This is a genomic window from Streptomyces sp. NPDC002520 (genome assembly GCF_053595235.1).
On the sequence record NZ_JBSFXG010000021.1, the window covers coordinates 132,813 to 157,731 of the forward strand.

Annotated in this window: 21 protein-coding genes and 4 pseudogenes; 13 read left to right on the plus strand and 12 right to left on the minus strand. The window is 68.9% G+C overall.

The features are described from left to right. The first annotated feature begins 78 nt into the window (after window positions 1-78). Window positions 79-1,272, plus strand: coding sequence for an alanine racemase (gene alr, locus ACWD5D_RS26940; RefSeq protein WP_451375353.1), 1,194 nt, complete (start codon window positions 79-81; stop codon window positions 1,270-1,272). 190 nt (window positions 1,273-1,462) lie between these two features. On the opposite strand, the pseudogene ACWD5D_RS26945 reads toward alr, so the two are convergent. Continuing rightward, a pseudogene (locus tag ACWD5D_RS26945) lies at window positions 1,463-2,709 on the minus strand (IS110 family transposase). Window positions 2,710-2,809: 100 nt separating this feature from the next. Between ACWD5D_RS26945 and ACWD5D_RS26950 the strand changes: the two are divergent. Continuing rightward, the gene (locus ACWD5D_RS26950; protein ID WP_451375326.1) at window positions 2,810-3,538 is read left to right on the plus strand and encodes a hypothetical protein; all 729 of its coding nucleotides are present in this window, start codon (window positions 2,810-2,812) and stop codon (window positions 3,536-3,538) included. A gap of 9 nt (window positions 3,539-3,547) precedes the next feature. Here ACWD5D_RS26950 and ACWD5D_RS26955 read toward each other — a convergent pair whose 3' ends face one another. After that, window positions 3,548-4,804 (minus strand): helicase-associated domain-containing protein, encoded by a 1,257-nt coding sequence (locus ACWD5D_RS26955; protein ID WP_451375327.1) that lies wholly within the window; start codon window positions 4,802-4,804, stop codon window positions 3,548-3,550. A gap of 185 nt (window positions 4,805-4,989) precedes the next feature. On the opposite strand from ACWD5D_RS26955, the gene ACWD5D_RS26960 reads away from it, so the two are divergent. Both ACWD5D_RS26960 and ACWD5D_RS26965 read left to right on the plus strand, forming a co-directional pair. Further along, the gene (locus tag ACWD5D_RS26960; RefSeq protein ID WP_451375328.1) at window positions 4,990-5,889 is read left to right on the plus strand and encodes a hypothetical protein; all 900 of its coding nucleotides are present in this window, start codon (window positions 4,990-4,992) and stop codon (window positions 5,887-5,889) included. Further along, window positions 5,808-6,119 carry a hypothetical protein gene (locus ACWD5D_RS26965; RefSeq protein ID WP_451375329.1) on the plus strand — a complete coding sequence of 104 codons (312 nt, stop codon included), beginning with the start codon at window positions 5,808-5,810 and terminating at the stop codon, window positions 6,117-6,119. Before ACWD5D_RS26960 ends, ACWD5D_RS26965 begins: the two co-directional genes overlap by 82 nt. A gap of 412 nt (window positions 6,120-6,531) precedes the next feature. Here ACWD5D_RS26965 and ACWD5D_RS26970 read toward each other — a convergent pair whose 3' ends face one another. The 8 genes and pseudogenes from ACWD5D_RS26970 to ACWD5D_RS27005 form a co-directional block, all read right to left on the minus strand. After that, a complete protein-coding gene (locus ACWD5D_RS26970) occupies window positions 6,532-7,788 on the minus strand; it encodes an amidohydrolase (protein ID WP_451375330.1) in 1,257 nt (418 codons plus the stop codon). Then, window positions 7,785-8,516 carry a trimeric intracellular cation channel family protein gene (locus ACWD5D_RS26975; protein WP_451375331.1) on the minus strand — a complete coding sequence of 244 codons (732 nt, stop codon included), beginning with the start codon at window positions 8,514-8,516 and terminating at the stop codon, window positions 7,785-7,787. The genes ACWD5D_RS26970 and ACWD5D_RS26975 overlap by 4 nt, the downstream gene beginning before the upstream one ends. A gap of 219 nt (window positions 8,517-8,735) precedes the next feature. After that, on the minus strand, window positions 8,736-8,924 hold the full coding sequence (locus tag ACWD5D_RS26980; RefSeq protein ID WP_451375332.1) for a DUF6986 family protein: 189 nt from the start codon (window positions 8,922-8,924) through the stop codon (window positions 8,736-8,738). Window positions 8,925-8,955: 31 nt separating this feature from the next. After that, window positions 8,956-9,618, minus strand: a pseudogene (locus ACWD5D_RS26985) (aspartate aminotransferase family protein); the annotation flags it as partial. Window positions 9,619-9,934: 316 nt separating this feature from the next. Then, window positions 9,935-11,089, minus strand: a complete 1,155-nt coding sequence (locus tag ACWD5D_RS26990) for an alkaline phosphatase family protein (protein ID WP_451375333.1) — start codon at window positions 11,087-11,089, stop codon at window positions 9,935-9,937. Between the two features lie 523 nt (window positions 11,090-11,612). Continuing rightward, window positions 11,613-13,364 (minus strand): alkaline phosphatase family protein, encoded by a 1,752-nt coding sequence (locus tag ACWD5D_RS26995; RefSeq protein ID WP_451375334.1) that lies wholly within the window; start codon window positions 13,362-13,364, stop codon window positions 11,613-11,615. A 385-nt stretch (window positions 13,365-13,749) separates the two neighbouring features. Further along, window positions 13,750-14,952 (minus strand): transposase, encoded by a 1,203-nt coding sequence (locus tag ACWD5D_RS27000; protein ID WP_451375354.1) that lies wholly within the window; start codon window positions 14,950-14,952, stop codon window positions 13,750-13,752. A 39-nt stretch (window positions 14,953-14,991) separates the two neighbouring features. Next, window positions 14,992-15,333, minus strand: a complete 342-nt coding sequence (locus ACWD5D_RS27005; RefSeq protein WP_451375335.1) for a transposase domain-containing protein — start codon at window positions 15,331-15,333, stop codon at window positions 14,992-14,994. 214 nt (window positions 15,334-15,547) lie between these two features. Between ACWD5D_RS27005 and ACWD5D_RS27010 the strand changes: the two are divergent. Then, window positions 15,548-16,552: pseudogene (locus ACWD5D_RS27010) on the plus strand (ISAzo13 family transposase); the annotation flags it as partial. Here ACWD5D_RS27010 and ACWD5D_RS27015 read toward each other — a convergent pair. Beyond that, the gene (locus ACWD5D_RS27015) at window positions 16,522-17,373 is read right to left on the minus strand and encodes an IS5 family transposase (RefSeq protein ID WP_451375355.1); all 852 of its coding nucleotides are present in this window, start codon (window positions 17,371-17,373) and stop codon (window positions 16,522-16,524) included. The pseudogene ACWD5D_RS27010 and the gene ACWD5D_RS27015 sit on opposite strands and share 31 nt — an antisense overlap. A 102-nt stretch (window positions 17,374-17,475) precedes the next feature. Between ACWD5D_RS27015 and ACWD5D_RS27020 the strand changes: the two are divergent. From ACWD5D_RS27020 to ACWD5D_RS27030, 3 genes and pseudogenes are all read left to right on the plus strand, one after another. Continuing rightward, window positions 17,476-18,225, plus strand: a pseudogene (locus ACWD5D_RS27020) (ISAzo13-like element transposase-related protein); the annotation flags it as partial. A 176-nt stretch (window positions 18,226-18,401) separates the two neighbouring features. Further along, window positions 18,402-18,761 carry a helix-turn-helix domain-containing protein gene (locus ACWD5D_RS27025; RefSeq protein WP_451375336.1) on the plus strand — a complete coding sequence of 120 codons (360 nt, stop codon included), beginning with the start codon at window positions 18,402-18,404 and terminating at the stop codon, window positions 18,759-18,761. After that, window positions 18,761-18,994 carry a cupin domain-containing protein gene (locus ACWD5D_RS27030; protein WP_451375337.1) on the plus strand — a complete coding sequence of 78 codons (234 nt, stop codon included), beginning with the start codon at window positions 18,761-18,763 and terminating at the stop codon, window positions 18,992-18,994. The genes ACWD5D_RS27025 and ACWD5D_RS27030 overlap by 1 nt, the downstream gene beginning before the upstream one ends. 63 nt (window positions 18,995-19,057) lie before the next feature. On the opposite strand, the gene ACWD5D_RS27035 is transcribed toward ACWD5D_RS27030, so the two are convergent. Further along, window positions 19,058-19,816, minus strand: coding sequence for a GntR family transcriptional regulator (locus ACWD5D_RS27035; protein WP_451375338.1), 759 nt, complete (start codon window positions 19,814-19,816; stop codon window positions 19,058-19,060). A gap of 274 nt (window positions 19,817-20,090) precedes the next feature. Between ACWD5D_RS27035 and ACWD5D_RS27040 the strand changes: the two genes are divergently transcribed. The 5 genes from ACWD5D_RS27040 (at window position 20,091) to ACWD5D_RS27060 (ending at window position 24,917) form a co-directional block, all read left to right on the plus strand. Next, window positions 20,091-21,191 carry an ABC transporter substrate-binding protein gene (locus tag ACWD5D_RS27040; protein ID WP_451375356.1) on the plus strand — a complete coding sequence of 367 codons (1,101 nt, stop codon included), beginning with the start codon at window positions 20,091-20,093 and terminating at the stop codon, window positions 21,189-21,191. Next, entirely contained in the window at window positions 21,188-22,117 is a 930-nt protein-coding gene (locus tag ACWD5D_RS27045; RefSeq protein ID WP_451375339.1) for an ABC transporter permease, read from the plus strand. The genes ACWD5D_RS27040 and ACWD5D_RS27045 overlap by 4 nt, the downstream gene beginning before the upstream one ends. Continuing rightward, the gene (locus ACWD5D_RS27050; RefSeq protein ID WP_451375340.1) at window positions 22,105-22,932 is read left to right on the plus strand and encodes an ABC transporter permease subunit; all 828 of its coding nucleotides are present in this window, start codon (window positions 22,105-22,107) and stop codon (window positions 22,930-22,932) included. The genes ACWD5D_RS27045 and ACWD5D_RS27050 overlap by 13 nt, the downstream gene beginning before the upstream one ends. 38 nt (window positions 22,933-22,970) lie before the next feature. After that, window positions 22,971-24,107: an ABC transporter ATP-binding protein gene (locus ACWD5D_RS27055; RefSeq protein ID WP_451375341.1), complete on the plus strand. Its 1,137-nt coding sequence runs from the start codon at window positions 22,971-22,973 to the stop codon at window positions 24,105-24,107. A 120-nt stretch (window positions 24,108-24,227) separates the two neighbouring features. Then, window positions 24,228-24,917 carry an HAD family hydrolase gene (locus tag ACWD5D_RS27060; protein WP_451375342.1) on the plus strand — a complete coding sequence of 230 codons (690 nt, stop codon included), beginning with the start codon at window positions 24,228-24,230 and terminating at the stop codon, window positions 24,915-24,917. The last annotated feature ends 2 nt before the right edge of the window (window positions 24,918-24,919 follow it).

Here is a 24,919-nt window from a genome sequence, read left to right on the forward strand (position 1 = left end):
GTTTCCCCCTCGCCACCATGGCTTCACCGCAGCCCAACGGGGCATCGCAGGATTCCATGGAAGGACGACGGCGTGACGATCGGCAGTCCCCACGAGGCCACCAGCCCAACGCACTGGGTGGAGAAAAAATCGCCGCACGCGGAGGCGCGGATCGATCTCGCGGCGATCCGCGACAACGTCGCCCGGCTGCGCGATGCGGCAGGTTCCGCCGAAGTAATGGCCGTGGTGAAGGCCGACGGCTATGGGCACGGCATGGTCCCCTGCGCCCGCGCGGCGCTGGCCGGCGGCGCGACGTGGATCGGCGTCGCCCGCATGCACGAAGCGCTGGCACTGCGCGCATCGGGTATCAACAGCCGGATCCTGGCCTGGCTGCTGGCGCCCGGTGACGACTGGGCTTCCGCTACGGCCGAAGGGATCGAACTATCGGCCGGCGCCATCTGGGCGGTCGAGGCGGCGGCCCAGGCAGCACAGACCGCAGGCCGCCCCGGCCTGCTGCACCTGGAGATCGACACCGGACTGGGGCGCGGCGGCGCCTCGTCCGCCCACTGGCCTGCGCTGGTCGCGGCCGCCTCGCGTGCGGAGGCATCCGGGCATGTTCGAGTCGTCGGGATCTGGTCTCATCTCTCCCACGCCGACTCTCCCGGCCATCCCGAGTGCGACCGGCAGGTGGAGAACTTCCGGGACGCGGTTCAGCTGGCACGGAAGGCAGGGCTGAGTCCTGAAGTCCTGCACCTGGCCAATTCGGCCGCCACACTCACCCTTCCGCACACCCACTTCGACCTCGTGCGCCCCGGGCTCGCGCTCTTCGGGCTGAGCCCGGTACCGGAGGTGGCCGGCACGGCGGCCCTGGGCCTGCGGCCGGCGATGACGCTCACCGCGCGGCTCGTCGCCGTCAAGCGCGTCCCGGCCGGACACGGAGTCTCCTACGGCCACCGCTATCGCACCTCCCGCGAGACGACGCTCGGTCTGGTCCCCCTGGGGTACGCGGACGGCGTCCCCCGGCACGCCTCCGGCACCGGCCCGGTCCTCGCCGCAGGCCGTTGGCGCACGGTGGCCGGCACGGTCTGCATGGACCAGTTCGTCGTCGACCTCGACGGCGAGGCGGCTGCAGTCGGCGACGAGGTCGTGCTCTTCGGCCCCGGAGACCACGGAGAGCCCGGCGCCGAGGACTGGGCGCGTGCCGCCGGCACCCTCTCCTACGAGATCGTCACGCGCATCGGTGCCCGCGTACCGCGTACGTACACCGATGGTTCCAGCCCGGACGAACGCTGACGTCGACCCGCTCACCGTCCCTGATCAGAAAGTCTCCGGAATGGCTCACCGCACCACGCCTTTCACCTCCCGGGCGCCTGTCCACGGCGCATCCCCAACCGGCTCGGGAAACCTCCATCGCGCGGTGCGCTGGGCGCGCCCTGGACCGGCCGCCATGGCCATGGTGCTGGCTCTCTCTTGAAAATCCCCTTCAGGCGGTCTGTCGTCGTTCCAAAGTGACGTCGTAGCCGAGGGCGTCGAGTTGGGCGAGGAGACGTCGGCGGTGGCGCTCTTCACCGAGGCGGCGGGTGAAGTGGTCGGGGCCGAGGTCCTGGTAAGGCACGTCTGTGGTGAGCATGTGGTAGGCGGAGACGAGCATGCTGTGCGCGACCGCGACGATGGTGCGTTTCTCGCCGCGCCGCGGTCGCAGCCGGTGGTACTGGGCGGCGAGATACGTGCCCTTGGTGCGGCCGATGGCCAGGGCGGCGACGCCGAGTCCGCCCTTGAGCCACACGTTGCCGTGCCGGGTCGGTGCCCGCTTGCGTTTCCCGGCGGACTCGCGGTTGCCGGGGGCGAGCCCGGCCCAGGCGGCCAGGTGCCCGGCGCTCGGGAACCGGCTCGTGCCCGCGCCCATCTCCGCGATCACCACGTGGGCCACCGTGGTGCTGATCCCGGGGATCGTGATCAGCAGATCGACCTGGTGGCGAAAGGGGGCGATCTGCCGTTGGATCTCTTCCTCCAGCAGAACGATGCGCGCGTTCGCGTCGCGGATCGCGCGGATCAGGACACGGACCATGAAACCGTGGTGATCAGTGAAGTCGCCCGTGAGCGCCTCGACCAGCTCGTTGTGCTTGCGGCGCATGGCACCGCGGGCCAGCTCGGCCAGCACCTCGGGATCGCGTTCACCGCCGGCCATGGCCTCCAGCATCTCCATGGCGGAGACACCCGCGATGTCGGAGACGACGAGGGAGAGTTTGATCCCGGCGTCCTCCAGCAGGTTGGCCAGCCGGTTCACCTCCCGGGTGCGCTCCTGGCAGGTCTCGGTGCGGTAGCGGGTCAGATCCCGCAGCCGTCGGATCTCCACTGGGGGCACGAACGAGGGGCGGACCAGGCCGTGCTCGACAAGGCGGCAGATCCACTGCGCATCGGTCACATCCGTCTTGCGGCCCGGCACCGCCTTCATGTGCTGGGCGCGTTCAGCAGCCACGGCTCGATCCCGTCGGTGGCCTCCAGCAGGTAGTACAACGCTTTCCAGTACGAGCCCGTGGCCTCCATCCCGAACACCGTGATCTTGTTGGCGAGCAGGTAATCCCGCAGCTCAAGCAACCCGCTCGTGGTCGTTGCGAAGGTGCGTACCTCCTGATGTCGCCGGGTGCCCTTGCCCGGCACCCGAATACACACCTTGCAGTCCCGTTTGCCCAAGTCCCCGCCGCCACACCGTTCATGAAGCAGGTCCACACCCGCCCCCCTGCGCTCGTGCCCGATCATGCGGGCGCCCGCCCGGCGGGGTCACAGACCGGTAAGAAGCTCTCTTACGTGCTCGCGACAACAATTCCGGATGCCTGCACAGACCCCCGCGTCCGACTGGCTAACGGACTCCACCGCACCAAGCAACAACGACGTCAGCCGGACGGACACCCGCACCGATTTTCCCGCCTCCGGGACGAGCGCCGCAGGCGCTCTGGAGGACAGGCTACTGGAGGCGGTAGGCGACGGGGTGACGCTGACCCAGGCCGGCTACCTGCCGCGGACTCTGGTCATCGAGGCCGCCGAGCGCTACACCTGGTATCTGCCGGGCATGGTGCCGCGCACCGAGTACGACGTCGTTCGCCTCGCCGAACTGCATGAACTGGCCCGCGCGGCTCGGCTGCTCGCCAAGCGGCACCGAAAGCTCGCCCTGACCACCCGCGGCCGACAACACCTCGCCGACCCGGCCCTGCTGCAGGCCACGGCCGCCCGCGCGTGGTTCGGCGACGGTGTCCGAGCCGAACTCGCCGAAGCCGCCGCAGCGGCCCTGCTCGGCGGAAAACTCACGCTCGACGACCTCACCGCCGCCGTTCACACCCTGGCCGCCGAGGTGTTCACCCTCCCCGACGGCTCCGCGCCACGACGCGACGACACCCGCCACTTCCTGTGGCAGTGGCTGCGTCCCGGCGAGGCCCTCGGCTTCCTGGCATACCGTGACCGCCGCCGCTCCACGATCTCCCTCACCCCCACCGGCCGAGTCGCCGCCCGCACCGCGCTCCGAGAACGTGCCCAAGCCCCGCGGACCGCACCCTGGACGTGAACCTCCCGTTCAGGTTCGGGCGGGCAGTGCGCAACCGAGTTTCAGCAGCGCGGCGCGGACGGCCGGCAGGTCGCCGGGGGCCACCATGAGATGCCTTGGGCCGATCCGGGAGCACAGCGCGCCCGCCCTGCGGTCCTTCGCGATCATCACGGCCTGCGCCTCGTCCACACACTCCAGCAGGTGGCACGTGCCCAGATCCCGTACCTTCTCGGCGCGGGAGGCGGCGTCGGCCAGCAAAGCCGTGACGGTCTGCGGCAGTTCCTCTCCTGTGCTGGTCTCGGCGAGGAAGCGGCGCAGCTCCTCCAGACCTCGGCCCGCGTGCAGGGCCTTCAGCAGGGAGGCGGTGGACAGCGTCCAGACACGGTCGGTGGACCGGGTGGCGAACGCGTCGAGCAGCAGCGCCTCGGCGGGGGCCAGGCCGTCGAGCGCCACGATGTCAAAGTTCGGCAGAGCCCTGACCGGGCTTCGCGCTCCGGCGGCGGGCTCCGGGCCCGGTCGGTAGGCGTCGGTGCGCCCCGTCGCGTACGCCCCGAGCGGGTTCAACCGGATGGCGAGCAGCCCGTCGTAGCGGCTGAGCCGCTGAAGCCAGTCGGCACCCCACATGTGGCGGAAGTCGTCCCGAGCGCCGTCCGGGTCGATGTACTGGACGTCAACGAGGCCGAGGGTGGCCGCGTACTCGAACAGCACACACAGGGTGTAGCGGCCCTGCAGCACCGGCCAGTCGTGGTGTCCGTCGTAGCCGAGGCTGCCGTACTGCGCGTCCTCCAGGTACAGCGTCCACAGCGCCCGCTCGGAACGGACCAGGTACGGGTCATGCCCTGCGGTACGCATCGCCTTGAACAGCTCGTCCACCGCCATCCATTCCCCTGGCGTGCAGCACTCGGCGAGCGCCGCACCCACCGCCTTGCGGCGCGGGCCGGCCGCGCTGAGGACGTTCGCCGCGCGCTGCCCCTTGACTGCCTCGATGCGGCTGAACTCGTCCAGTACCCCGTGGCTCAGCCAGCGCCGCCACAGGTGCCGGATCGTCTCATGAGCGGGCGCGGCCAGCGCCTTGCGGCCCCGCGCGGTCAACTCCAGTCGGCCGCCCGATAGTTCCGCAAGACCGCCAGCCTGGAGCAGCAGCGGCCAGGCGAATGCCCTGACCGCCTCGCCCTCGTAGAAGTCACTGCCGGTGAGGACCTCGCCCAGTGCGCGGAGGGTGGCGGCGGAGGGGCGCTTCGTCTTGTCGCCGCACCGCAGCCTGCCCGCGGCAACCAGCTGCAGCACGGCCGCGAGCTCCGTTCTTGCATCATGCTCCAACGCCCGCTCGGTCCACACCGCCACAGCCCGCTCCTCCCCGCCACGGCTCACCTCGGCTCACCCTATGACGTTTGATTGCTGCCTCCGGTCGGCTCCGCTGCCGTGGCCCATCCGCGTCCGAGCCCACCCGCGGCGGCGATAGGGTCCGCCGTGTGAGCGAGTACCAGTACTACGAGTTCCAGGCCCTCGACCGGCCGCTCAGCCGCGAGGAACAGGAGCAGCTGAGGGCCATCTCCACCCGGGCCCGGATCACCGCCACCAGCTTCACCAACACTTACAACTGGGGCGACCTGAGCGCCAATCCGCGCAAAATGCTCGAGCGCTACTTCGACGCCCACCTGTACGTGACCAATTGGGGCACCCACCGGTTGATGCTCCGCTTGCCCAAGCAGACCTTGGCCCTGCCGGCGGCGCGGTCGTACTGTCTCGACCACCACATCGAGGCCTGGACCACCCGCACCCACCTCCTGCTCGACCTGACCAGCGAGGACGAGGGCGGCGACTGGATCGAGGGCGCCGACGACTCGCTGTCCGCCCTCATCGGCGTACGCGACGAACTCACCACCGGCGACCTGCGCCCCCTCTATCTGGCCTGGCTCTCAGCGCTCGCCGCCTGGGAACTCGAAGACGACGACGAAGAGGAGTACCGGACCTGCCCCGAACCGCCCGTCCCGGCCGGACTCGGCGAACTGACCGCCCCGCAGCGGGCGCTCGCGGATTTCCTGCGCGTGGACGACGACCTGCTGGCAGTCGCGGCCCAGGCCAGTCCCGCCGCATCCAAGAAGCTGACCAGGCCTGCGAAGAAGGAACTCGCCCCGCTTATCGCCGCAATGCCCCAGAAGGAGAAGGACGCTCTGCTGCTGCGGCTCGCCCTCGGCCCGGAACCTGGGCTGCACACCGAACTCCTGCATCGCCTGCGCGGCGCCGACGCCCCACCACGGTCCCCGGGCGCCGGTCCGCCGCCCACCTCTTGGACGCCGCCCACACCCTGCGCACCGAACGCCGACAGCGCGCCGAACACGAACGGGCCACCGCCCGCGCCCGGCATCTGACCGCTCTCGCGGGCGAGGCCGAATCCGTCTGGCAGCAGATCGAGGCGCACATCGCCACCAAGAAGACCAGCTGCTACGACCAGGCCGTCAGCCTCCTCGCGGAACTGTGCGACGCCTACGCCCACGCCCGACAGCACACCGACTTCCACCAGCGCCTGGCCCGCCTGCGCGAGGACTGCCAGCGCCGCCCCGGCCTCATCCACCGCCTCGACCGCTACGGCCTCCGATAGGCCGCCTCGTCCCGGCTCCGATCGAGCCGCGTTGCGCCCTCCCCACCTCAGTGAGGCAACGTGAGCGCCTGAACGTGCACGGCCCCATGGAGCGCTGAGACTCCACGACGATCTCCTTCCTCCGGTTCGCAGAGCCCCGGCCGGGAGCCGGAAGCGGGTGCCGATCTCCCCTGCCCAAGAACAGGGCGCCGTGGGGTAACTCTGTGTCCGAGATGGCTGACGATACGGTCGCGGTGGCGCAGGGAAGGCTCAAGCTGGAAGATGCGCCAAATGGTCTCAGCCGCGCCTCATGAGACTTGGCTTTGCTCACCGGGGGCACCCGGCGCCTCGCCACGACTACCACCGCCATCGAGCAGGGGAGCCCAGCTCAACAGAACGGCGGATTTCCCGGGACGCAATGACGAGGAGTTCATCAGCCGCTGAGCCAGGCAAGGGCAGCCACTGTCATGGCGCTGACGCCGGTGTCCAGGGTGGGCTGGACGACGGGAGCGAATGCAGGGCTGTGGTTGACCGGGACGTCCTGGGCGACGGTGCCCTTCCTGGCGGCCTCGGCGTACAGGCCGGCGTCGATGCCTCCGATGCCCCAATAGGTGAACGGCGCGCCGAACGCTTCGGGGATCTCGCTCATGTCCTCGCTGGCGGTCTGCAGGTCGATGGTGTGGGCGTCGGCGCCGAAGTGGGCCGCGAACGCCTCGGCGACGCGCCGGGTCGCTTCCTCGTCGTTGACCGTGGGCGGGAATGCGGCCGTTCGCTCGATCTCGGGTGCCTCGGGGGACCCGGACGCCTCGCTCTCAGTCCGGACGATGCGCTCGATCGCCTTCAGCACCTGGTTCCGCGTGGCGCCGTCGTAGGTGCGGACGTTGAGGTCGATGACGGCGCTGTCGGGGATGACGTTGGGCCCGGTGCCGGCATGGATGCTGCCCACGGTGACGACGGCGGGGGTGGTGGCGGCGAGTTCCCGGGAGACGATGGTCTGCAGGCGCACCACGATCATGGCGGCCATCACCACGGGGTCGACCGCGGCCTGGGGCATGGAGCCGTGCGCACCTCGGCCGTGGACGGTGATGCGCAAACTGTCCGCGGCCGACAGGAAGGGCCCCGGACGTGTGCCGACGTACCCGGCCGGATAGGGCAGGACGTGCTGGGCGAGTACCACGTCGGGCCGGGGCACCCTTGCCGTGAGACCGTCGTCGATCATGACGCGGGCGCCGTCGCCGTTCTCCTCCGAGGGCTGGAAGAGCGCCACGAAGGTACCGCACCACGCTTCTGCGGTCTGCGCCATCAGCCGTGCGGAGCCGATGAGGGAGGTCACGTGCACATCGTGCCCGCAGGCGTGCATGACCGGCTGCTCGGCGCCGTCCGGGCCGGTCAGGGTCACGGTGGAGGCGTAGGGCAGACCCGTCTGCTCGCGTACCGGGAGGGCGTCCATGTCCGCGCGGGCCATGACGGTGGGTCCGTCGCCGTTGGCCAGTACGCCGATCACTCCCGTGCCGCCGATGCCGCCGGTGACCTCGTAACCGAGATCCCGCAAAGCATCGGACACCTTCTTGGCCGTGCGGTGCTCCCGCAGGCCGAGTTCAGGATGCCTGTGAAGATCACGGTAGAGATCCTCGAGATCGGAGCGGATACCAGCGAGGCCGGACAGCACTGCGCGGTTTCGGTCGGTCACGGCGTCTCCTTGCGTGGGTGGGACTGCTCTTCTTTCCCACTCCCGGCGGCGGTGCCGCCCCGCAGCGACGCGGCCAGCTTCGACCCGGGACGCCAGTCCAGGCTGGTGGGCAGGTTCCAGCCGAACCGCAGGGCAGTGAGCCGAAAGGCCAGGGCCAGGGTGATGCCCAGGGCGACGCCGAGGGCCGGCACACCTTGGTACACGCAGATCACCGTCGTTCCGGCGACCGCGAGGGCGACGGTGGCGTACAGACCGTTGCCCCCGAAGACAGCCGGCACCCGGCCGAGGACGATGTCGCGCAGGGCCCCGCCGCCGACGGCTGTCACTGTGCCCAGGAGGATGGCCGGAAGCCATCCAAGACCCACGGCGAGCGTCTTGTTGACCCCGGTGACCGCCCAGAACCCGAGGACGGCAGCGTCGAGCGCGGTGAAGAGCCGGGTCCAGGACGCCTCGCTGATCTTGATGAGGAAGACCACCACAGCACCGGTGACGGCGGTCGGCACATAGGCGTAGTCGGTCAGCGCGACCGGTGTGCCGTGCTGCAGCAGCACGTCCCTGATCATGCCTCCGCCCAGACCGGAGATGACGCCCACCACGAGGAATCCGAACAGGTCCAGGCCGGCCGTGCGGGCCACGGCGCCCCCCAGCAGCGCGCACGAGAAAACGCCGGCAAGGTCGAGATAGCGCGTCGCGACCGTGATTCCGGCGGGGATCAGGGAAGCCGACATCACACACACGGTGGACACAATGACGAGCCTAGTGACTCGGCGTCTCCACGGCACGCACACGGCCACGGACAGTGATGTTCCGCGACAGCGCGCGGCCGATAGGTCGGAGTCTGATGCGGGAGGCACGGCTCGGGCGTAACCCCATCTATGCATGGTCTGGTGGTGGAACTGGACAGCGGTTGAACGGCATCGGCATGCCAAGAGCTCAAAGCCTCTCGCTCAACCTGACAGTGCCCGCGCGCCCCAAGCGCCGACGAGGTCGCGATCGAACGCATTGGCCGACACGTACACGGTGTGCACGGGCTGACGGCTGGTCCGATCGCCCGGGTAGTCGTGCGCCAGTTGCCGGTCGAGGTCCGCAAGCATCCGTTCCAGGTCCGCGGCAAGCGACTCCGCGAAGTCGTTCACTCAGTCGCACCCTCCACTCGGCGTCGCCGGTTCAGCCCGCGCGGACGATGTCGCGCACGGCGTTGACCAGCAGCTCCGCGTCGTCATCGTCGGCCACGAGCGGCGGGGCACGCGCCGTGGGTGTCCTTGGCGAGGACACCGCGCTTGAGGAGGCGCTCGCACATCTCGCGACCGCTCATCAACGCCGGCTCGAGGTCGACACCGGCCCACGCGCCACGCACTCGTACGGCGGTACGCCGTCGCCGATCAGGGGTTTGACCCCCTACTCGATCTGCTTCCCCAGTCGCTGAGCACGTTCCTGGAACTCGCCGGTCCGCAGCAGCCTGACGACCGCCGTACCGAGAGCGGCGGCGACCGGGTTGCCGCCGAAGGTCGAGCCATGCGTGCCCGGGGTGATCACCTTCATGACCTCGACGTCGGCCGCGATCGCCGGGACCGGATAGAGCCCGCCACCGAGTGCCTTGCCGAGGATGTAGGTGTCGGGATGGACGTGCTCATGGTCACAGGCGAAGGTCCGCCCCGTACGGGCCAGTCCGGACTGGATCTCGTCGGCGACCATCAGCACACCGCGTCGCGTGCAGAGCTCACGCACGCCCGTCAGGAACCCGCCGGGTGGGATGAGCACGCCGGCTTCACCCTGCGCCGGCTCCAACAGCACCGCCACCGTGTCGTCGTCGATCGCGGCATCGAGCGCGGCCCCAGGTCGACCACCGTGGGCACACTCACGGTCATCGGGCTGGCCATGGCTGCTGTTCCCGTCGTGCTGGGCCCGCTGTGACTGCAGGCCCTCAAGACGGTCGTCACGAAGATCATCGCGGCAGCGGGTGGGCAGACCGCCCCATGTGAGTGGTTTCCGGCCGACGCGCACAGTACCCAGCAAAGTCCCCTCGCAGGCAGGAGACCAGCCAGGATCCGCCACTCTGTGTGAACTCCGGCCGAACGGTGATCAGCAGGACATCGGGGTCGTCGGCCTGCGCCCCGGGTCCCCGGGGCGCAGGGAAGTTGGAGCCTCAGTTCGCGAAGAGGTTCTCCAGCGAGCCGGACGTCCGGGGCGAGCAGGAGTTCTCCAGGCAGCCGAGGTGCCACAACCGCTCGATCGTCGCGAGCACCGTGTAGTGGTCGGCCCGCGTGTCGGAGATCTTGTGCGGACCGGCCTTGGAGTTGATCACGAGCAGGGGGGCGTCTCCGCCGCCGAGCACCGTGCCGCCCTCTCCCACCGGGCTGCCCGGCCCGCCGGAGTAGCCGGAGTAGTCGTTCTCGTCCCAGGCTATGACGATGCTGGAGTTGGACGTCTGCCAGGTCCTGGACTTCATGATCTTGGAGACCGTGTCCTTGAGGAACTGGTCGCCCAGCTTGATCGCGCCGTGGTCCAGTCCGGAAGCGGGGTAGCCGCAGGCAGGCAGGCCGATCAGGCTTGCGCTGCTCGGCGACACGCCGTGCATGTCGTGGCACTGGTCGGGGCTGATCCAGTTGAAGGCGGGAACGGTGCCAGCGGCCAGGTCCGCGTCGAAGTTCTTCTCGAACGGGACGACCCGCTGGAGCCTGGGGTTGCCCGGTGAGTTGACGTCCGAGAAGTACATGAACGGGTTGTGCTTCTGCGCGTACAGGTTCACCGTCGTGCCGTTGACCGTCGGCGCGTACTCGCCCTGATAGCCGGCCTCCGGCATGGACTGCATATACGCCTTCCAGGACAGGTCCTTCGCCTCCAGCTGGTCGACGAGATTCTTGCCGGAAAACATGTGCGGCGTCTTGCTCGCGCTGGCCACCTGCGCCGACGTCAGCGACGCGGAGTCGGTCGAGTCACCCGAACCTGGCACGAACTCCTCCGGCGCACAGGTGACGTTCGCCCCCGCCTTGCAGTCGTCCCAGATGCCCTGGGACGAACCGGAGAACATGGACAGGTAGTTGGGCAGGCTCGGGTGGGTGACCCCGTGGAAGTTGGTCGCCACGTTGTAGCGGGCAGTCAACTGGTTGATGTAGGGAGCATCGGCCTTGTTGCCGATGATCTGGGAGGACCCGTGGTTCTCCATCATGATGTAGAAGATGTGCTTCGGGGCGCCCTCGGAAGTCCCCGGCTGTGCGGGTGCCGCGGAGGCCGATCCAGCGACGACACTGCTCGCCGCGGCCACGGCTGCGGCGGCTCCCAGAGCGATCTTCCGGCTCACGGCTGCTTTTGTGCCCATATCTGTTTCTCCTGTGTGTCAAGGCCGGGTGGCGGACTGGCAAGTCCGGCCAACCAGGGTGAGGCGCCGTGAGAGAACGGGGAGTGAATCTCGCGGCAAGATCGACTAATGACAGAAGCTCGTGAATTCTGGGTTCCGCGGCTGTCCAGGTAGGTGACCATCTCGCCGCGGACGTCGGGTGGTGGCCGACAACGAGAGCTCAGGAGTGCCCCGTTCTCAGCCGCTGAACCAGGGCGACGAGCTTGATGAAGACCAGGCCGGGCACCGGGCATCGACGGCATCGTGGTCTTCCGTGCTGCTACGTCTGGCCTGCCTCGCCGCGACCAACGCCTTCGCGCTCCTGCGCCTGCTACCGATGAGCGATGACTCTGCTGCGTAATCCAGGTACGCAGGCTGCGAGTTGGTGGCTGAGTCGGGCGAGTCTCTGGTGCCCCTGTGGGCCCCGTCCGGGTTGCTGTCGGGCCCACAGGGAACCGTTCAATCCAGCCGCTGATGCCAGATGGCGTCAGTCTCGGGGGCGGTCCCAGATGTCGTTGATGGGCTGGGCGTACAGGTCGTTCTTGGTGAGGCTGGGCAGGTGCAGGGCTGCTTCGATGGTGCGCAGCATGTTGTAGTGCGTGTAGCGGGCGGCGGTGGTGCTGCCGGCCTTGACGCCCTGCGAGCCGAGGACGAGGGTGGGGACGTTCTGCAAGTGTTGTTGGCCGTCGGCGGCGTCCTCGTCCCAGGTGAGGATGAGCAGCGAGCGCTGGTTCTTCCATGCCGGGGAGTTGAAGATGGTCGGCAGCGTCTGGGAGAGCCAGGTGTCGCCGGCGGTGGTGCCGCAGCCTTCCATGTCGTAGCAGTCGTCGGCGCTGAGCCAGGAGAACGTCGGGGTGGTCGATGTTTTCTGCAGGTCGGTGCTCATCTGGGTGAGCGGCAGTAGGTGCGCCTTGCAGTTGGCGGGGTTGTCCTTGATGTCCTTGAAGAAGTACCAGGGCTGGTCGTCGATGCTGTAGGCGCCGTGGCTGGCGGTGTCGCACGGCCCATTGGCGTTCTGCATGTAGCCGCGCCAGTCGCCGCCGTGTTCGGTGACCAGGTCACCGATGTGCGGGGCGTCGACAGTGCTGGAGAACGGGGAGTTGCTGTTGACGTTGAACAGACTGCCCCCGGCAGCGGCAACGTAGTTGGGGTCGCTGGGGTGCACCTCGCCCATGGCGCCGGTGAGATTGGCGGCCTTGGGAACCAGGCTGTTGATGTACGGCGCGGCCTTGTTGCCGATGATGTTGCTGTAGTCCCGGTTCTCCATCATGACGTAGAAGACGTGGTCGTAGCCGGGCACCTGGGCCTTGGGCGGGGTGACCGGGTGGGGCGGCTGCACGGGGGTGGAGATCTTCAGTGAGAGGTTGTCGACGTAGCCCTGGCCGTGGCCGAGGCGGTCGTAGGGCTGCGGTCCGGTGATGGTCATCACCGTGCGAATCGAGCGGGTGCCGGCCGGGAGCTTGCCCAGGGCCTGTTCGGGGAGAAGCTCGGTGGTGTATTTGCGTATCTCGGGGGTGACCGGCCCCAGCGTCGCCGATCCGAGTGCGGTGCCGTCGGCGCCCAGGAAGGTGCTGGTGACGGTGGCGTTGTCGGTGATTGCTCCGGTGCCGCCGAGCCAGCCGGTGAGGTTGTAGGTGACGTCTTTGCGGTCGATGCGTTGTGCGGCCTCCGATACGTCGGCGGTCTGGGTGCCGGTGCTGATGCCGCCGCCGCCACCGGAGAAAAGGTTCTTGCCCCGGTTCTGCGGTCCAGGGCTGGCCGGGGTCGGGTAGTCGTGGATGCCTTCGCCGCCCTTTGCGCCGTAGGCGGTGGCGTTGAGCAGGCCGGTAGCCTTCCAGCCGGGGACGGTGTTGGTGTCCACGCCGACCTGGGTGCCTTCACCCTGTTCGGCGTCACCGTTGACGATCAGGTTCGGCCCGGTGCCGGTGTCGGGTTCGGGCAGCGGGCCGGTCGGAGGCTGCGGCGTCGGAGCGGGCTGGACGGTGAGCTCGACGGGGCCGGCCAGGTGGGTGTAGCCGTTGGCGTGGAAGAGGTAGACGTCGTAGGCGCCCGGGGCAAGCGTGTAGGTGTCGAAGGTGACCGAACCGCTGGCGTCCGGCGTGTATCGCCAGACCGCGTAGCTGTTCGACCCCTTCGGGTAGATCCCGACCCAGTTCGAGGGGCTGAGATCGGTGGCGGACGCCGAGTAGTTGACGGTGAACGTTCCGCCCTGGACCACCGTGGAAGACGCCAGAGACAATGACGTCGTACTCGACTGGGCAGAAGGGCTCTGCGCTGTCGCTGAGGGGAGCGGTGCGGACATCACCTGGGAGGCTCCGGTCACCAGGAGCGAAATCGCCGCCCCGAGGACCAGGCTGGACCGGACACGACGAGCAGCCCGCATCGAAGGGGCCACAACTTGTCTGAACATGTTGGGGAATTTAGCCGCGTCTCACGGCTTCGGAAGCGTGGCCGCACAACATACGGATGAATGATCGGTCAAGCCCGCGCAAGGTCGCCCAAGATAGTGTCAAGTGATGCCATCCAGCGCCTGCGCTGAGTTGGTGTTCAGCACATCGCAGAACGGTGTATGAACCGTTCCGGGTTCGGTACAAGGCCGCGTAGTTAAGGCTTGTCGGTGCAGGTCAAGGGGCTGGTGAAGGGCAGTGATCCGGGATCGTGTATCGGCCGCGGGCGGGTTTGCCGAGCAGTCCGCGGCGAGCCCAGGTGGCCAGCTGGACGCTGAAGCTGTTGATGTTGGTGATGCCGAGGGTTTGTGCGAGTTCGCTCGGGGTGAAGGAGCGGTCCGGGGTGGCTCCGAGGAACGCGAAGACGCGGTCGACACGGGAGCCGGGTTTCATGATTTTCGCTTGGGCGGCTGGTGAGGGCTCGGGGCGGGGTGCGGTTCCCGGTTTCTCGACGTCGATGTCGATGCCGGTGATTCGTGTGCTGGTCAGGGGGCGTTCTTCGAGCGGGCGGCCGGCGTAGCGCGAGATCGGTGACTTGACCTTGCGAGCTGAGAGCCGGGCCCGGCGGGCGGGGAGCGGGTGGGCGAGGACGGCGGTGGCGATGGCCCGGGGCGGGGCGGGATCGTGCTGGTCAGCGGTTCCAGCGGCGCGGACCACGGTGGCCTGGGCGGTGGCGGCGGCAGCGGTGAAGCTGACCCGGTCGGGATCCAGATCTGGTCGGGACCGGGCGGCATCGACCATCGCGTGGCGCAGTATCTGGTAGAGCGTGAGCAGGGACCACAGTTCCTGCTCCAGTCCTGCCGGGTCCATTGAGCGCAGTACCCGTCCGCGTAGCAGGGTGTGGCGCAGGGCGAGGTAGCTCGATTCGATCTCCCAGCGTTCGTGGTAGAGCGCGATCAACTCGGTTGCCGGGTGGGCGCGGTGGTCGAGCAGGCTGGTGGCCAGCGCGTAGTGGCCTGTGACACGGGTGCCGTCGGCCAGACGTGTGGTGACCTGTGCCTGGATGACGCGCACGTCGAGCCGGCCCAGGCGGGTGAGGATCGAACCGTCGGGCAGCACCGCAAGGCGGGGCAACCTGCGGCCCGCACGCATACGGACCAGGAACTGCGCCCCGGTCGTACGGACGGCCGCGAGGAACTCACCCCCGTCGAAGGCGCGGTCCGCCAGCAGGAGCATGTCCGGGGCGAGCCGGTCGACCAGGCGCGCGGCGTAGGTGATCTCTCCGGTGCTGCGTGGCCCGAACACGGCGCCGAGCAGGGCGCGGGTGCCGGTCTCGGCCAGTGTCATCAGCTGCAGGCACGGGTAGCCGTGGAACCCGCCACGGCCGGTTGCCGCGCGCCCGAGCCAGGCGCGGTTGCGCCCGGAGTCCGGGCAGTGCAGCGATGCGCATCCGTCGAAGGCGACGGTGCGCCAACGCCGTTACCGCACGCCCGGGGTGCGCGGATCTGCAGTAGGCACCGCGAGGGTGTCGAACAGCAACTCGACCGGTTTGGGGCCGATTCGGCGGCGCACATCCCGCAGAGCCTTCTCCGAAACCCGCGCCGCACCGGGAAGCGCACTGGTCAGCATGGACCACACGCGGACATACCCCAGGTGGGGGAACAGTCCGAGCGCCAGCAGGAAGTAGACCCCGACCCGCGACGGCAGTAACCGCAACCGTTTCTGGACACGACCGGTCTCCGCCAGAACCGCATCGACCAGGTCAAACGGGACGTATCTCGTCAGCTCGCCCAGGTGGCCGGCGGTGAACGCATCGGCCACAGGAACCGATCCCTCCGGAGCGGGCTCGGAGGAATACTGGAACGGCAAGGGGACCTCTGAACCTTGAGATGTCTTGGCGGACTCCCGAGGTATACCAGGGGTCCCCTCGCCTTATCTCGGGATCTTCAAAGCCCTCTTGACCTGCGACGACAAGCCTTAAGGGCTTGCCGGGAAACAAGCCGTCGCTTCCGGCTCCAAGGCTCGTTGCCATGGTATGGGGAGTTCGGAGGGGATCGAGGCGGCCTTGGCCGCGAAGTTCGCGACGCTGTTCCCGCATCTCGACGAGCGGCAGCGGCGGCTGGCCATAGGAGCAGAAGCACGGTCTCTGGGCCATGGAGGCATCAGGCTCGTCGCTCGTGCGGCCGGAGTCCGGGAGGGCACCGTGTCGTGTGGGGTGACGGAACTGGATTCCGGCGAGGCGCCGTTGGGACGGGTGCGCCGGTCCGGTGGGGGCCGCAAACGTGCGGTGGACCTGGATCCGGGGCTTCGGCCGGCGTTGCTGGCCTTGGTGGAACCGGATGTACGCGGGGACCCGATGTCGCCGCTGCGCTGGACGACGAAGTCGACCCGGCAACTGGCTGCCGAGCTGACTCGGCAGGGGCACCGGGTCTCGGCGGACACCGTGGCGGCCGTGCTGCGCGAGGAGGGCTTCAGCCTCCAGGGCAACGCCAAGACCATCGAAGGTGCCCAACACCCCGACCGCGATGCACAGTTCCGCTATATCAACGGCCAGGCCAAGGACTTCCAGGCCGCCGGAGACCCGGTGATCAGCGTGGACACCAAGAAGAAGGAATTGGTCGGCAACTACAAGAACGCCGGCCACGAGTGGCGTCGCGAAGGTGACCCGGCCCGGGTTCGCACCCATGACTTTCCCGATGCCGATCTGGGCAAGGCGATCCCATACGGGATCTACGACCTGACCGCGAACACGGGCTGGGTCAACGTCGGCACCGACCACGACACCGCTGCCTTCGCCGTCGCCTCCGTCCGCCGCTGGTGGCACGCGGTTGGGCGCGACACCTATCCGCGCTCGCACCGTCTGCTGATCACTGCGGACGCGGGCGGTTCCAACGGCTACCGCACCCGGGCCTGGAAGTTCGAGCTGGCCGCGCTGGCTGTCGAGACCGGCCTGGAGATCACCGTGTGTCACTTTCCTCCGGGCACATCTAAGACCGACCGGCAAATGGATCACTTGAGGCGTCGGGTGGTGGGGCGACCGTCCCAGCGATAGCGGCTGGTCGAGCGTCGGATGAGCATGCGGAGCGTGACGAATGCGGCGGCGAGGTACAGGTAGAAGTCCACGGCGCTGCCGTCCTTCTCGGTGCAGCGCCGCAGCTTGCCGTAGCCGTTCATCCACGAGTGCGAACGCTCGACCACCCACCGCTTGCCGGCCTGGATTGGTGCGGGCACGCCCTTGCGGGCGATCTCACCGGTGAAACCGAACTCGTCGAGCAAGGCACGGGTCTTGGCGCTGTCGTAGCCCCGGTCGAGGTTGACGTTCACTTGCTTCGGGAGCGCTCCTACCTGGTCTTTCGTTGCTTCGAGGGTGGGGCCGAGCAGCGGTGAGTCGTGCCAGTTGGCGCCTGCGGAGACGATCCCCAGAGGGACCCCGGCGGCGTCGGAGGCCACCGATCGCTTCAGCCCCTGCTTGCCCCGGTCGACCGGGGAGCGTCCGGCTTTCTCGCCGCTCGAGGGAGCTTTCGTGATGCAGCCGTCCACGGAGATCTCGGCCAGTCCGAGGCCGATCATCCGGTCGTATGCCTGCAGCGCCAAGGCGTGGACCTGCTCTGATATGCCCATCTGCGACCAGAGCTTGACGCGGCGTCGGATGGTGCGGTCCGAACAGCCCGGACTGGCGATCCGCTCGTATCCGGTGCCGTGGACCAGGGCCTGCAAGATGTGCTCGAAGACGATCCGGTCCGGGACCCGGCGACGGTGACAGCCCAGCGGGTGGGTCGGCGCATAATCATCGCGCGCGGGCAGCAGGGCGGCGAACTGGTCCCACAGGGGTTCGAGCAGGCAAGATGGCACAGCAGGCACGGGCCCTCCGGTGATCACTGAGCGTAGAGAACTCCATGATCACTCAGGCCCGTGCCTGTCTCGTGCCCAGAGTGTCCAGCCTCAGGCAGCCCACCATTCGCCGGTCGGTCTAAGTGGAACCGAATCGAGCACCGACTGTTCTCCCACATCACGATGAACTGGCGGGGCAGGCCGCTGACCAGCCATGAAGTCATCGTGAACAGCATCGCAGCGACCACCACCCGCACGGGACTGACAGTCCGCGCCGAACTCGACACCGCCAACTACGAGACCGGCGTCCGCATCAGTGACGGGCAGCTGAACGCCCTGCCACTGAGCCGCCATGACTGGCACGGCAACTGGAACTACACGCTCCACCCCCAGGAACACCGCCGGGACGGCGTCCTTCCGATCCCGCCCCAGAACGAAGCCGGCCCCGGCCGTGACTGGCTGACCCATCCTGCCCTCACCGGCATCCCGCACGAGCAGTGGGACTCGCTGGTTACGGAGTTGGCGGCGGCCCGCGCGGCTCAGCGGGAAGCAGACCTCCAGCAGCGACGCGGCGGCGACCGGCAGAAGACCCCTGCCGCTGGCCTCTACACAGGTCGACGCCCCGGCCTTACCCTCGTCGACCGGCTCCTGGCCACCATCCTCTACCAGAGGTTCAAGCTGCCCCAGGTCGTCATCGCCCCGCTCTTCACCGTGACACCCGTGACCCTCAACCGGGCCATCAGCCAAACCCGCCGGCTCCTCCACGACATCGGACACACCATCGAACCCGCCGAGACGCAACTGGCCACCCTCGACGATCTCACCGACCTCACCACACACCTCGGCATCCCCAAACCGGAGATCAAGACGGCGAGTTATTGATCGGCAAGCCCTAAGCATCCGGGCCGCGGGGCACACGGTCGTCACCGAGAGCCGGAGCGACGCGGATGGGGCGCCTTCCCGGGCGGGCGCAGGCGTATGCGGCAGCCCAATGAGTACTATAGTAGTTGCTGCGTCTTGTTTACTGGACAATGGGATGTGCCGAGAGGATGTGCTCCGTGCCCACTGGCGATCAGCCGCCCGCTGCGCCACGCCCCCCGCACGACGACGGGATCGGTCAGCACCTCCGCCGTGAGCGCCTGGAACGAGGCTTCACGCTGGAGGCGCTCGCTGAGAAGACGGGCCTGTCCCGCAGCTACCTCAGCAACGTCGAGCGAGACGTGAACAGTCCGACGATCAACACGTTGCGCACGATCGTCGACGCCCTCGGCACGACGCTCAGCCAGCTGTTCCGCGCTGTCGACCGTGAGCGCCGGGTGCTCACACGTCCCGATCAACGCGTCGAACTCACCCAGGCGGGCGTGGAGGGGGTCACCTACACCCTCCTTAACCCCAACCCGGTGGGACGGTCGAGATGATGCTGCTGGAGGTGGCCCCAGGGGCGTCCTCCGGCGACAACCCGCATACCCACGCGGGAGAAGAAGTCAGTCTCGTCCTGAGCGGAGAGCTGGACTACCGGGTCGACGGCGTGCACTACCGCCTGCAACCCGGTGACTGTGTCAGCTTCGAGTCCTCCACACCGCACCGGTACCACAACCCGGGGAAGGTCCCTGCGGTCTGCGTCTGGTCGGAGACCCCGCCGGGCTTCTGACGATCAGCCGGGTACGGGCCGCGGGCCACGCGCAGGCGACCTGCGTCACTCCGGAAGGACCATTCAGCCGCGGCGGCGCGACAGCGCCGTCGAGGCCTGGGAGTTGTGCACCGTGAACGAGACCGTACCCGGCAGGTAGCGGTCGTCCGACCACTCCAGCGGCGTGCCCGCCGGGTCTGTCGCACGCCGTCGCTCCCTCATGAGCGGCGAACCCGGGTCGCAGCCGAGCAGGCGGGCGTCCTCGGCGTCGGCATAGACGAGGTCGACGGTGTGTTCGGCGTCGGCGAACACCACCCCCTGGTCCGCCAGGGGCTCGGTGTGTGAGATGGCCTCGGGCTCGAGGCGCGCGATCATGGCGCCGATGTGCTCGGGGTAGATGGTCCGCTCGATCATGACCGGGACACGCGACAGCGTCCTCAGCCGCAGCACCCGGTAGATCTGCGACCCGGGCGCGAGGGCGAGTTGCTCGCACTCCAACGGGTTGGCGACACCGCTGCTGATGTCGATCGTGCGGCCGCCCGGTTCTTCTCCGACGGAGCGTGCCCAGCGAGTGAAGCTCAGCAGTTCGAAGAAGCTCTGGGTCCGTGCGGTGCCGAGCACGACGCGCCGCGTGCCCCGACGGGACGTGACCAGGCCGTTGGCGCGCAGCACCGCCAGCGCCTGACGGACGGTGCCACGCGACACGCCGTACTGCTGGGCGAGTTCCTCCTCGCTGGGCAGCCGGCCGCCGGCCCCGTAGGCCCCGGAAGCGATGGCCTCGCGCAGGTCGGCCGCCAGCCGCCGGTATTGGGCCCCGGTCGCCCTGCCGCCCGCGCCTGCCATGTCGCTCTCCTTCTCCCTCAGCCGCCCGTCGCCGCTCTGACGTGACCTTATCCGCTCGCCGCCCCTGACTGACCGGCCCAGGGGCCGACGCCCGCCGGCGCACGCCCTCTTCCCATGGAGGCCGTCGGCACGTGCGTCGGCGTTCACCTTCCAGTCACCACCCTCCGAGGTAATGCTTCAAGTTGTACAGCCAACTTTGATCCCTCAGGAGAACCCTGTGAGACTGCGCCACGCCCGCTCCGCGGGCCTCGTCTGCTCCGTCGCCCTGGCCGCGATGGGGCTCAGCGCATGCGGTTTGACCAGCACAAATGAGGTCAGTGGCAGCGACGGAAAGGCCGCGACCGCCATCTCGGCGAAGGACCTCGGCGGCATGGACGCTCTCGTCGCAGCCGCGAAGAAGGAGGGCAAGTTGAACGCCATCGCCCTTCCCCGTGACTGGGCGAACTACGGCGAGATCATCGACTCCTTCGAGAAGAAGTACGGGATCAAGGTCGAGGTGGAGAACCCCGACGGCTCCAGTCAGGACGAGATCACCGCGGTGACCTCCCGCAAGGGCCAGGAGCGGTCTCCGGACGTCATCGACGTGGGGAGCGCCTTCGCCATCAGTGCGGCCGAGCAGAACCTGCTGGCGTCGTACCGGGTCAGCGCGTTCGACCGGATACCGAAGACGCAGAAGGACGCTCAGGCCCGTTGGTACAACGACTTCGGCGGCTACGTCTCCATCGGCTGTGACGCAGCTCGCGTCAAGAAGTGTCCGAAGACCTTCGCCGACCTGCTCGATCCGCAGTACAAGGGCCAGGTCGCACTGACCGGCAACCCGGCGAAGTCCGCCTCGGCCTTCGGTGCCGTGTACGCCTCGGCACTCGCCAACAAGGGCTCCTTCGACGACGTCAAGCCCGGCCTGGACTTCTTCGCCCGCCTGAAGAAGGCCGGCAACTTCAACCCCGTCGAGTCGAGTCCCGCGACCATCCAGAAGGGCGAAACGCCGATCAGCATCACCTGGGACTACCTCAACGCCGGGTACGCGGATCAGCTCCGCACCAAGGGCGTCGACTGGAAGGTCAGCGTCCCGGTGGACGGCCTGTACGCCCAGTACTACTCGCAGGCGATCGTGAAGTGGGCCCCGCACCCGGCCGCGGCCCGTCTCTGGCAGGAGTTCCTGTACAGCCGCGAGGGTCAGAACCTGTGGCTCAAGGGCTACGCCCGCCCGGTACTGATGCCCGCGATGCGGCAGGACGGAACGCTCGACGCGACCTTCGCCGCCAAGCTCCCGCAGGTACCCGGCAACGGCACGGTCGCCTTCCCGACCGAGGGTCAGATCGGCAAGGCCAAGCAGGCCGTTGCGCAGGGCTGGGCCCAGGCGGTCACCGGATGAGTGCCCTCCAGACCGCGGCACGCGGCGAACGCCGGACTCGCTCCGCGGGCCGCAGGGCCGGCCTCGGGGCCGACCGGCGGGGTCTTCCACGCTCGGTGGGCTGGCTCGGTGCCGTGCCGCTTCTCGTCTTCGTCGCCCTGGTGTTCGGGCTGGCTTTCGGGACGATGGTGTACGGCGCGTTCACCACACCCGAGACCGTGCCAGGCGGAGCCCGCCTCACCGGAGCGAACATGAGCGCTTCGCTGCACGGCGCCTACCTGACCGCGCTGCTCGGCAGCGTCAAGCTCTCCGCCGTCTCCGCGTTGATCGCCACCGCCGTCGGCCTGCCGATCGCCCACGTGGTGGTGACCTCGCGATTCCGCGTCCTGCGCGAGGCGGTACTGGCAGGGTCCGGTGTCCTGGCGAACTTCGGCGGTGTGCCGCTCGCGTTCGCGTTCGTGGCGACGCTCGGCAACGCCGGCGTGCTGACGAGCCGCTTCCACCTGCTCGACCACGGCTGGGACCTGTACAGCTTCTGGGGTCTGACCCTGGTCTACCTCTACTTCCTGGTTCCGCTCATGGTGCTCACGCTCACCCCGGCTCTGGAGGGGCTGCGGCGGCAGTGGCGGGAGGCGGCCCACAACAACGGCGCGAACGCCTTCCGGTACTGGACCCATGTCGCGCTGCCCATCCTCACGCCGTCGCTGCTCGGCGGCTACGTGTTGCTGTTCGGCACCGCTTTCAGCGCGTACGCGACGGCCGCCGCGATGGTCGGCAGCTCGGTGCCGCTGGTCACCATGCAGATCGCGGACGCCTTGTCCGGCGACGTCCTGGTCGGCCAGGGCAACATCGCGCTCGCGCTCGGTGTCGACATGGTGCTGGTCGCGGGGCTCGTCATGGCAGTTCAGCTGCCGCTGCAGCGCAGGAGCGTGCGATGGCTCGCCTGAGTACCCTCCGATACGGTCGCGCCGCCGTGCTGTTGCTCGCCGGTGCGTACTTCCTCGTCCCGCTCGCATGCGCCGTCGCCTTCAGCATCGGCGCCGGCGTACCAGGCCAGCGCATCCGCTTCGAGGCCTACAGCGGAATCATCGATGCCGACGGCTTCACCGACAGCCTGCTGCTGACCCTGAAACTGGCCGCCGCCACCATCGCGCTCGTTCTCGGGCTGCTGGTGCCCGCGCTGGTCACGGTACGGCTGGCCGCACCGCGCCTGCGCACACTCGTCGAGATCGTGTGCCTGCTGCCGCTCGTCGTACCCGCTGTCGCCCTGGTCGCCGGAATCAGCACGGTGCTGCGCTGGGGACCGGAACACTTCGCCGGCACCCCGGTCTTCCGCGCTCTGGTCGCGCTCCAGGACCCGAATTTCCCCATCGTCCTCGTCCTCGCTTACACCCTGATGGCACTACCCCTGGCGTACCGCACGCTCGACACCGGGCTCGCGGCCATCGATCTGCGAGTGCTCGTCGAGGCCGCCCGGGCCTGCCGGGCCTCATGGCCGCGCACCCTCCTGCAGGTGGTACTTCCCAACCTGCGCGGGGCGCTGCTCAACACGGCGTTCCTGACCCTGGCACTGGTGCTCGGCGAGTACACCGTCGCCGCGATCCTCGGCTACCGACCGTTCGCCGTGTGGATCCTCGCCATCAGCGGCTCGCAGGCCCAGATGTCGGTGGCGGTGTCGGTGATGGGCCTGCTCCTCACCTGGGTGCTGCTGTTGATCATCGCCATAGCGGGACGTGCTCGCCGTCCCAAGGAGACCTCATGACCCCCCTGACAAGCGAAATGCCCCACTCGCCAAGCGATATGACCCACCTGACAGGCGATGCCGAAACCGGCGACCGGACGCGGACCGGTGCCACCGTCGAGTTCCGCGGCCTGCGCCGCTCCTTCGGCGCCACGACGGCGCTGGACGGCCTGGACCTGACGGTCGAGCCAGGCGAACTCGTGGCCCTGCTCGGACCGTCCGGTTGCGGCAAGACCACCGCACTGCGGACCCTCGCCGGATTCGAGCGGCCCGACTCGGGCACGGTGCTCGTGGACGGCGAGGACATCACGGCGGTCCCCGCGCACCGCCGCGACGCGGGCATGGTGTTCCAGTCCTACAGCCTCTTTCCCCACCTGACCGCCATCGACAACGTCGCCTTCGGGTTGCGGATGAGCGGCACCGGCAAGGCCGCACGGCGGGCTCGCGCCGCCGAACTCCTGGAGCTGGTCGGCCTGCCGCAGCACGCCGGCCGCTATCCGCATCAGCTGTCCGGAGGCCAGCAGCAGCGGATCGCCCTGGCGCGGGCTCTGGCACTGCGGCCACGCGTACTGCTGCTCGACGAGCCGCTGTCGGCGCTCGACGCACAGGTACGTCTGACGCTCCGTGAGGAGATCCGACGCCTCCAGAAACAACTCGGCATCACCACCCTTTTCGTGACACACGATCAGGAAGAGGCGCTCTCCATGGCCGACCGGGTCGCGGTGATGCGTGCCGGGAGACTGGAGCAGTGCGCGCCCCCCGCGGAACTGTACGAACGCCCGGCAACCGCGTTCGTCGCGGAGTTCGTGGGCGTGATGAGCCGGATACCGGCCCGGCTCGGGCCGGACGACGGGACCGTGCACGCGTTCGGCCGCACGATGCCGGTCAACGGGAGACTGGCGGGGGCCGCCGAGGCCGCCGGTGGAACCGGTGACGTCGATGTACTGGTACGGCCGGAGGCGGTCGAGGTCACCGCCGACGGGACGGGTACGTCCCGGATCGTGGGGGCGGCGTTCCTGGGCGCAACGACGCGGCTGACCGTGCGGCTGGCCGACAGCGCCAAGGTGACGGCCGATGTGCCGACCCACGCCATGACCACGCTCCCGGTCGGTGCGGCGGTGACGCTGACACTGCCCGACCGCCCCGTGCTCGTGGACCGCCGCCGACGGGAACACGGCGGCGGCGATCGTGGCTGACGGCTCCCGCCGACACCCGCCGAGACGACACCGTCGTTTCGGAGCACACCACCTCACGCCCGGCGACCGAGCGGAGAGCCTGTGCTTCCGCCTGTTCGCCGCACATCGGAGAAACTCACCTTGAACCGTCGCATCGCCGCCCCCGGCCTTCCCGCCGCCGTCCTGTTCGACATGGACGGCACACTCGTCGACACCGAACGGCTGTGGTGGGCCGCAGCGAAGCAGGTCGCCGACGGGATCGGTCGGCCACTGACCGACGCGGACCTGCCTCATGTGCTGGGCCGCCCGGCCGCGCACACCGCCGTCCACCTGCACCGCACCGGCGGCCCGGCGGTCTCCGACCCCGGCACGCTTGCCGCCGAGCTGGATGCCGCCTTCGCCGCCCGCGTCGCCCGTGAGGTCGTCCCGCGCCCGGGCGCACTGCGGCTCCTGGACGAACTGGCCCTGGCCGGCGTGCCCGCGGCGATCGTCTCCGCTTCGCCGCGCCATGTCGTCGACCTCGTACGCAAGGCGCTGGGCGAGGACCGGTTCGCTCTGACCGTCGCAGTCGAGGACACCGCCCGCACGAAGCCGGCGCCCGACCCCTACCTCGCCGCGGTCGCCGACCTGGGCGTCGAACCGCACGCGTGCGTGGTCGTCGAGGACACGCCCACGGGTGTCGCCTCGGCCGAGGCAGCCGGGTGTGCGGTGCTGGCCGTGCCTTCCACCGTACCGATCCGGCCCGCGCCCGACCGGACAGTCATCGACTCATTGGAGCGTGCAGACCTGACCCTGCTCAGCTCCCTCATCGCGTCGACGGAAAGGAACTGACA

Bases quoted from the DNA above. Each gene is read 5' to 3' on its own strand.
- ACWD5D_RS26975 (WP_451375331.1), bottom strand. From the start codon at position 8,516: ATGTCGGCTTCCCTGATCCCCGCCGGAATCACGGTCGCGACGCGCTAT.
- ACWD5D_RS27045 (WP_451375339.1), top strand. From the start codon at position 21,188: ATGAGTGCCCTCCAGACCGCGGCACGCGGCGAACGCCGGACTCGCTCC.
- ACWD5D_RS27050 (WP_451375340.1), top strand. From the start codon at position 22,105: ATGGCTCGCCTGAGTACCCTCCGATACGGTCGCGCCGCCGTGCTGTTG.
- ACWD5D_RS27055 (WP_451375341.1), top strand. From the start codon at position 22,971: ATGACCCACCTGACAGGCGATGCCGAAACCGGCGACCGGACGCGGACC.
- ACWD5D_RS27030 (WP_451375337.1), top strand. From the start codon at position 18,761: ATGCTGCTGGAGGTGGCCCCAGGGGCGTCCTCCGGCGACAACCCGCAT.
- ACWD5D_RS26950 (WP_451375326.1), top strand. From the start codon at position 2,810: ATGCCTGCACAGACCCCCGCGTCCGACTGGCTAACGGACTCCACCGCA.
- ACWD5D_RS27040 (WP_451375356.1), top strand. From the start codon at position 20,091: ATGGGGCTCAGCGCATGCGGTTTGACCAGCACAAATGAGGTCAGTGGC.
- ACWD5D_RS27035 (WP_451375338.1), bottom strand. From the start codon at position 19,816: ATGGCAGGCGCGGGCGGCAGGGCGACCGGGGCCCAATACCGGCGGCTG.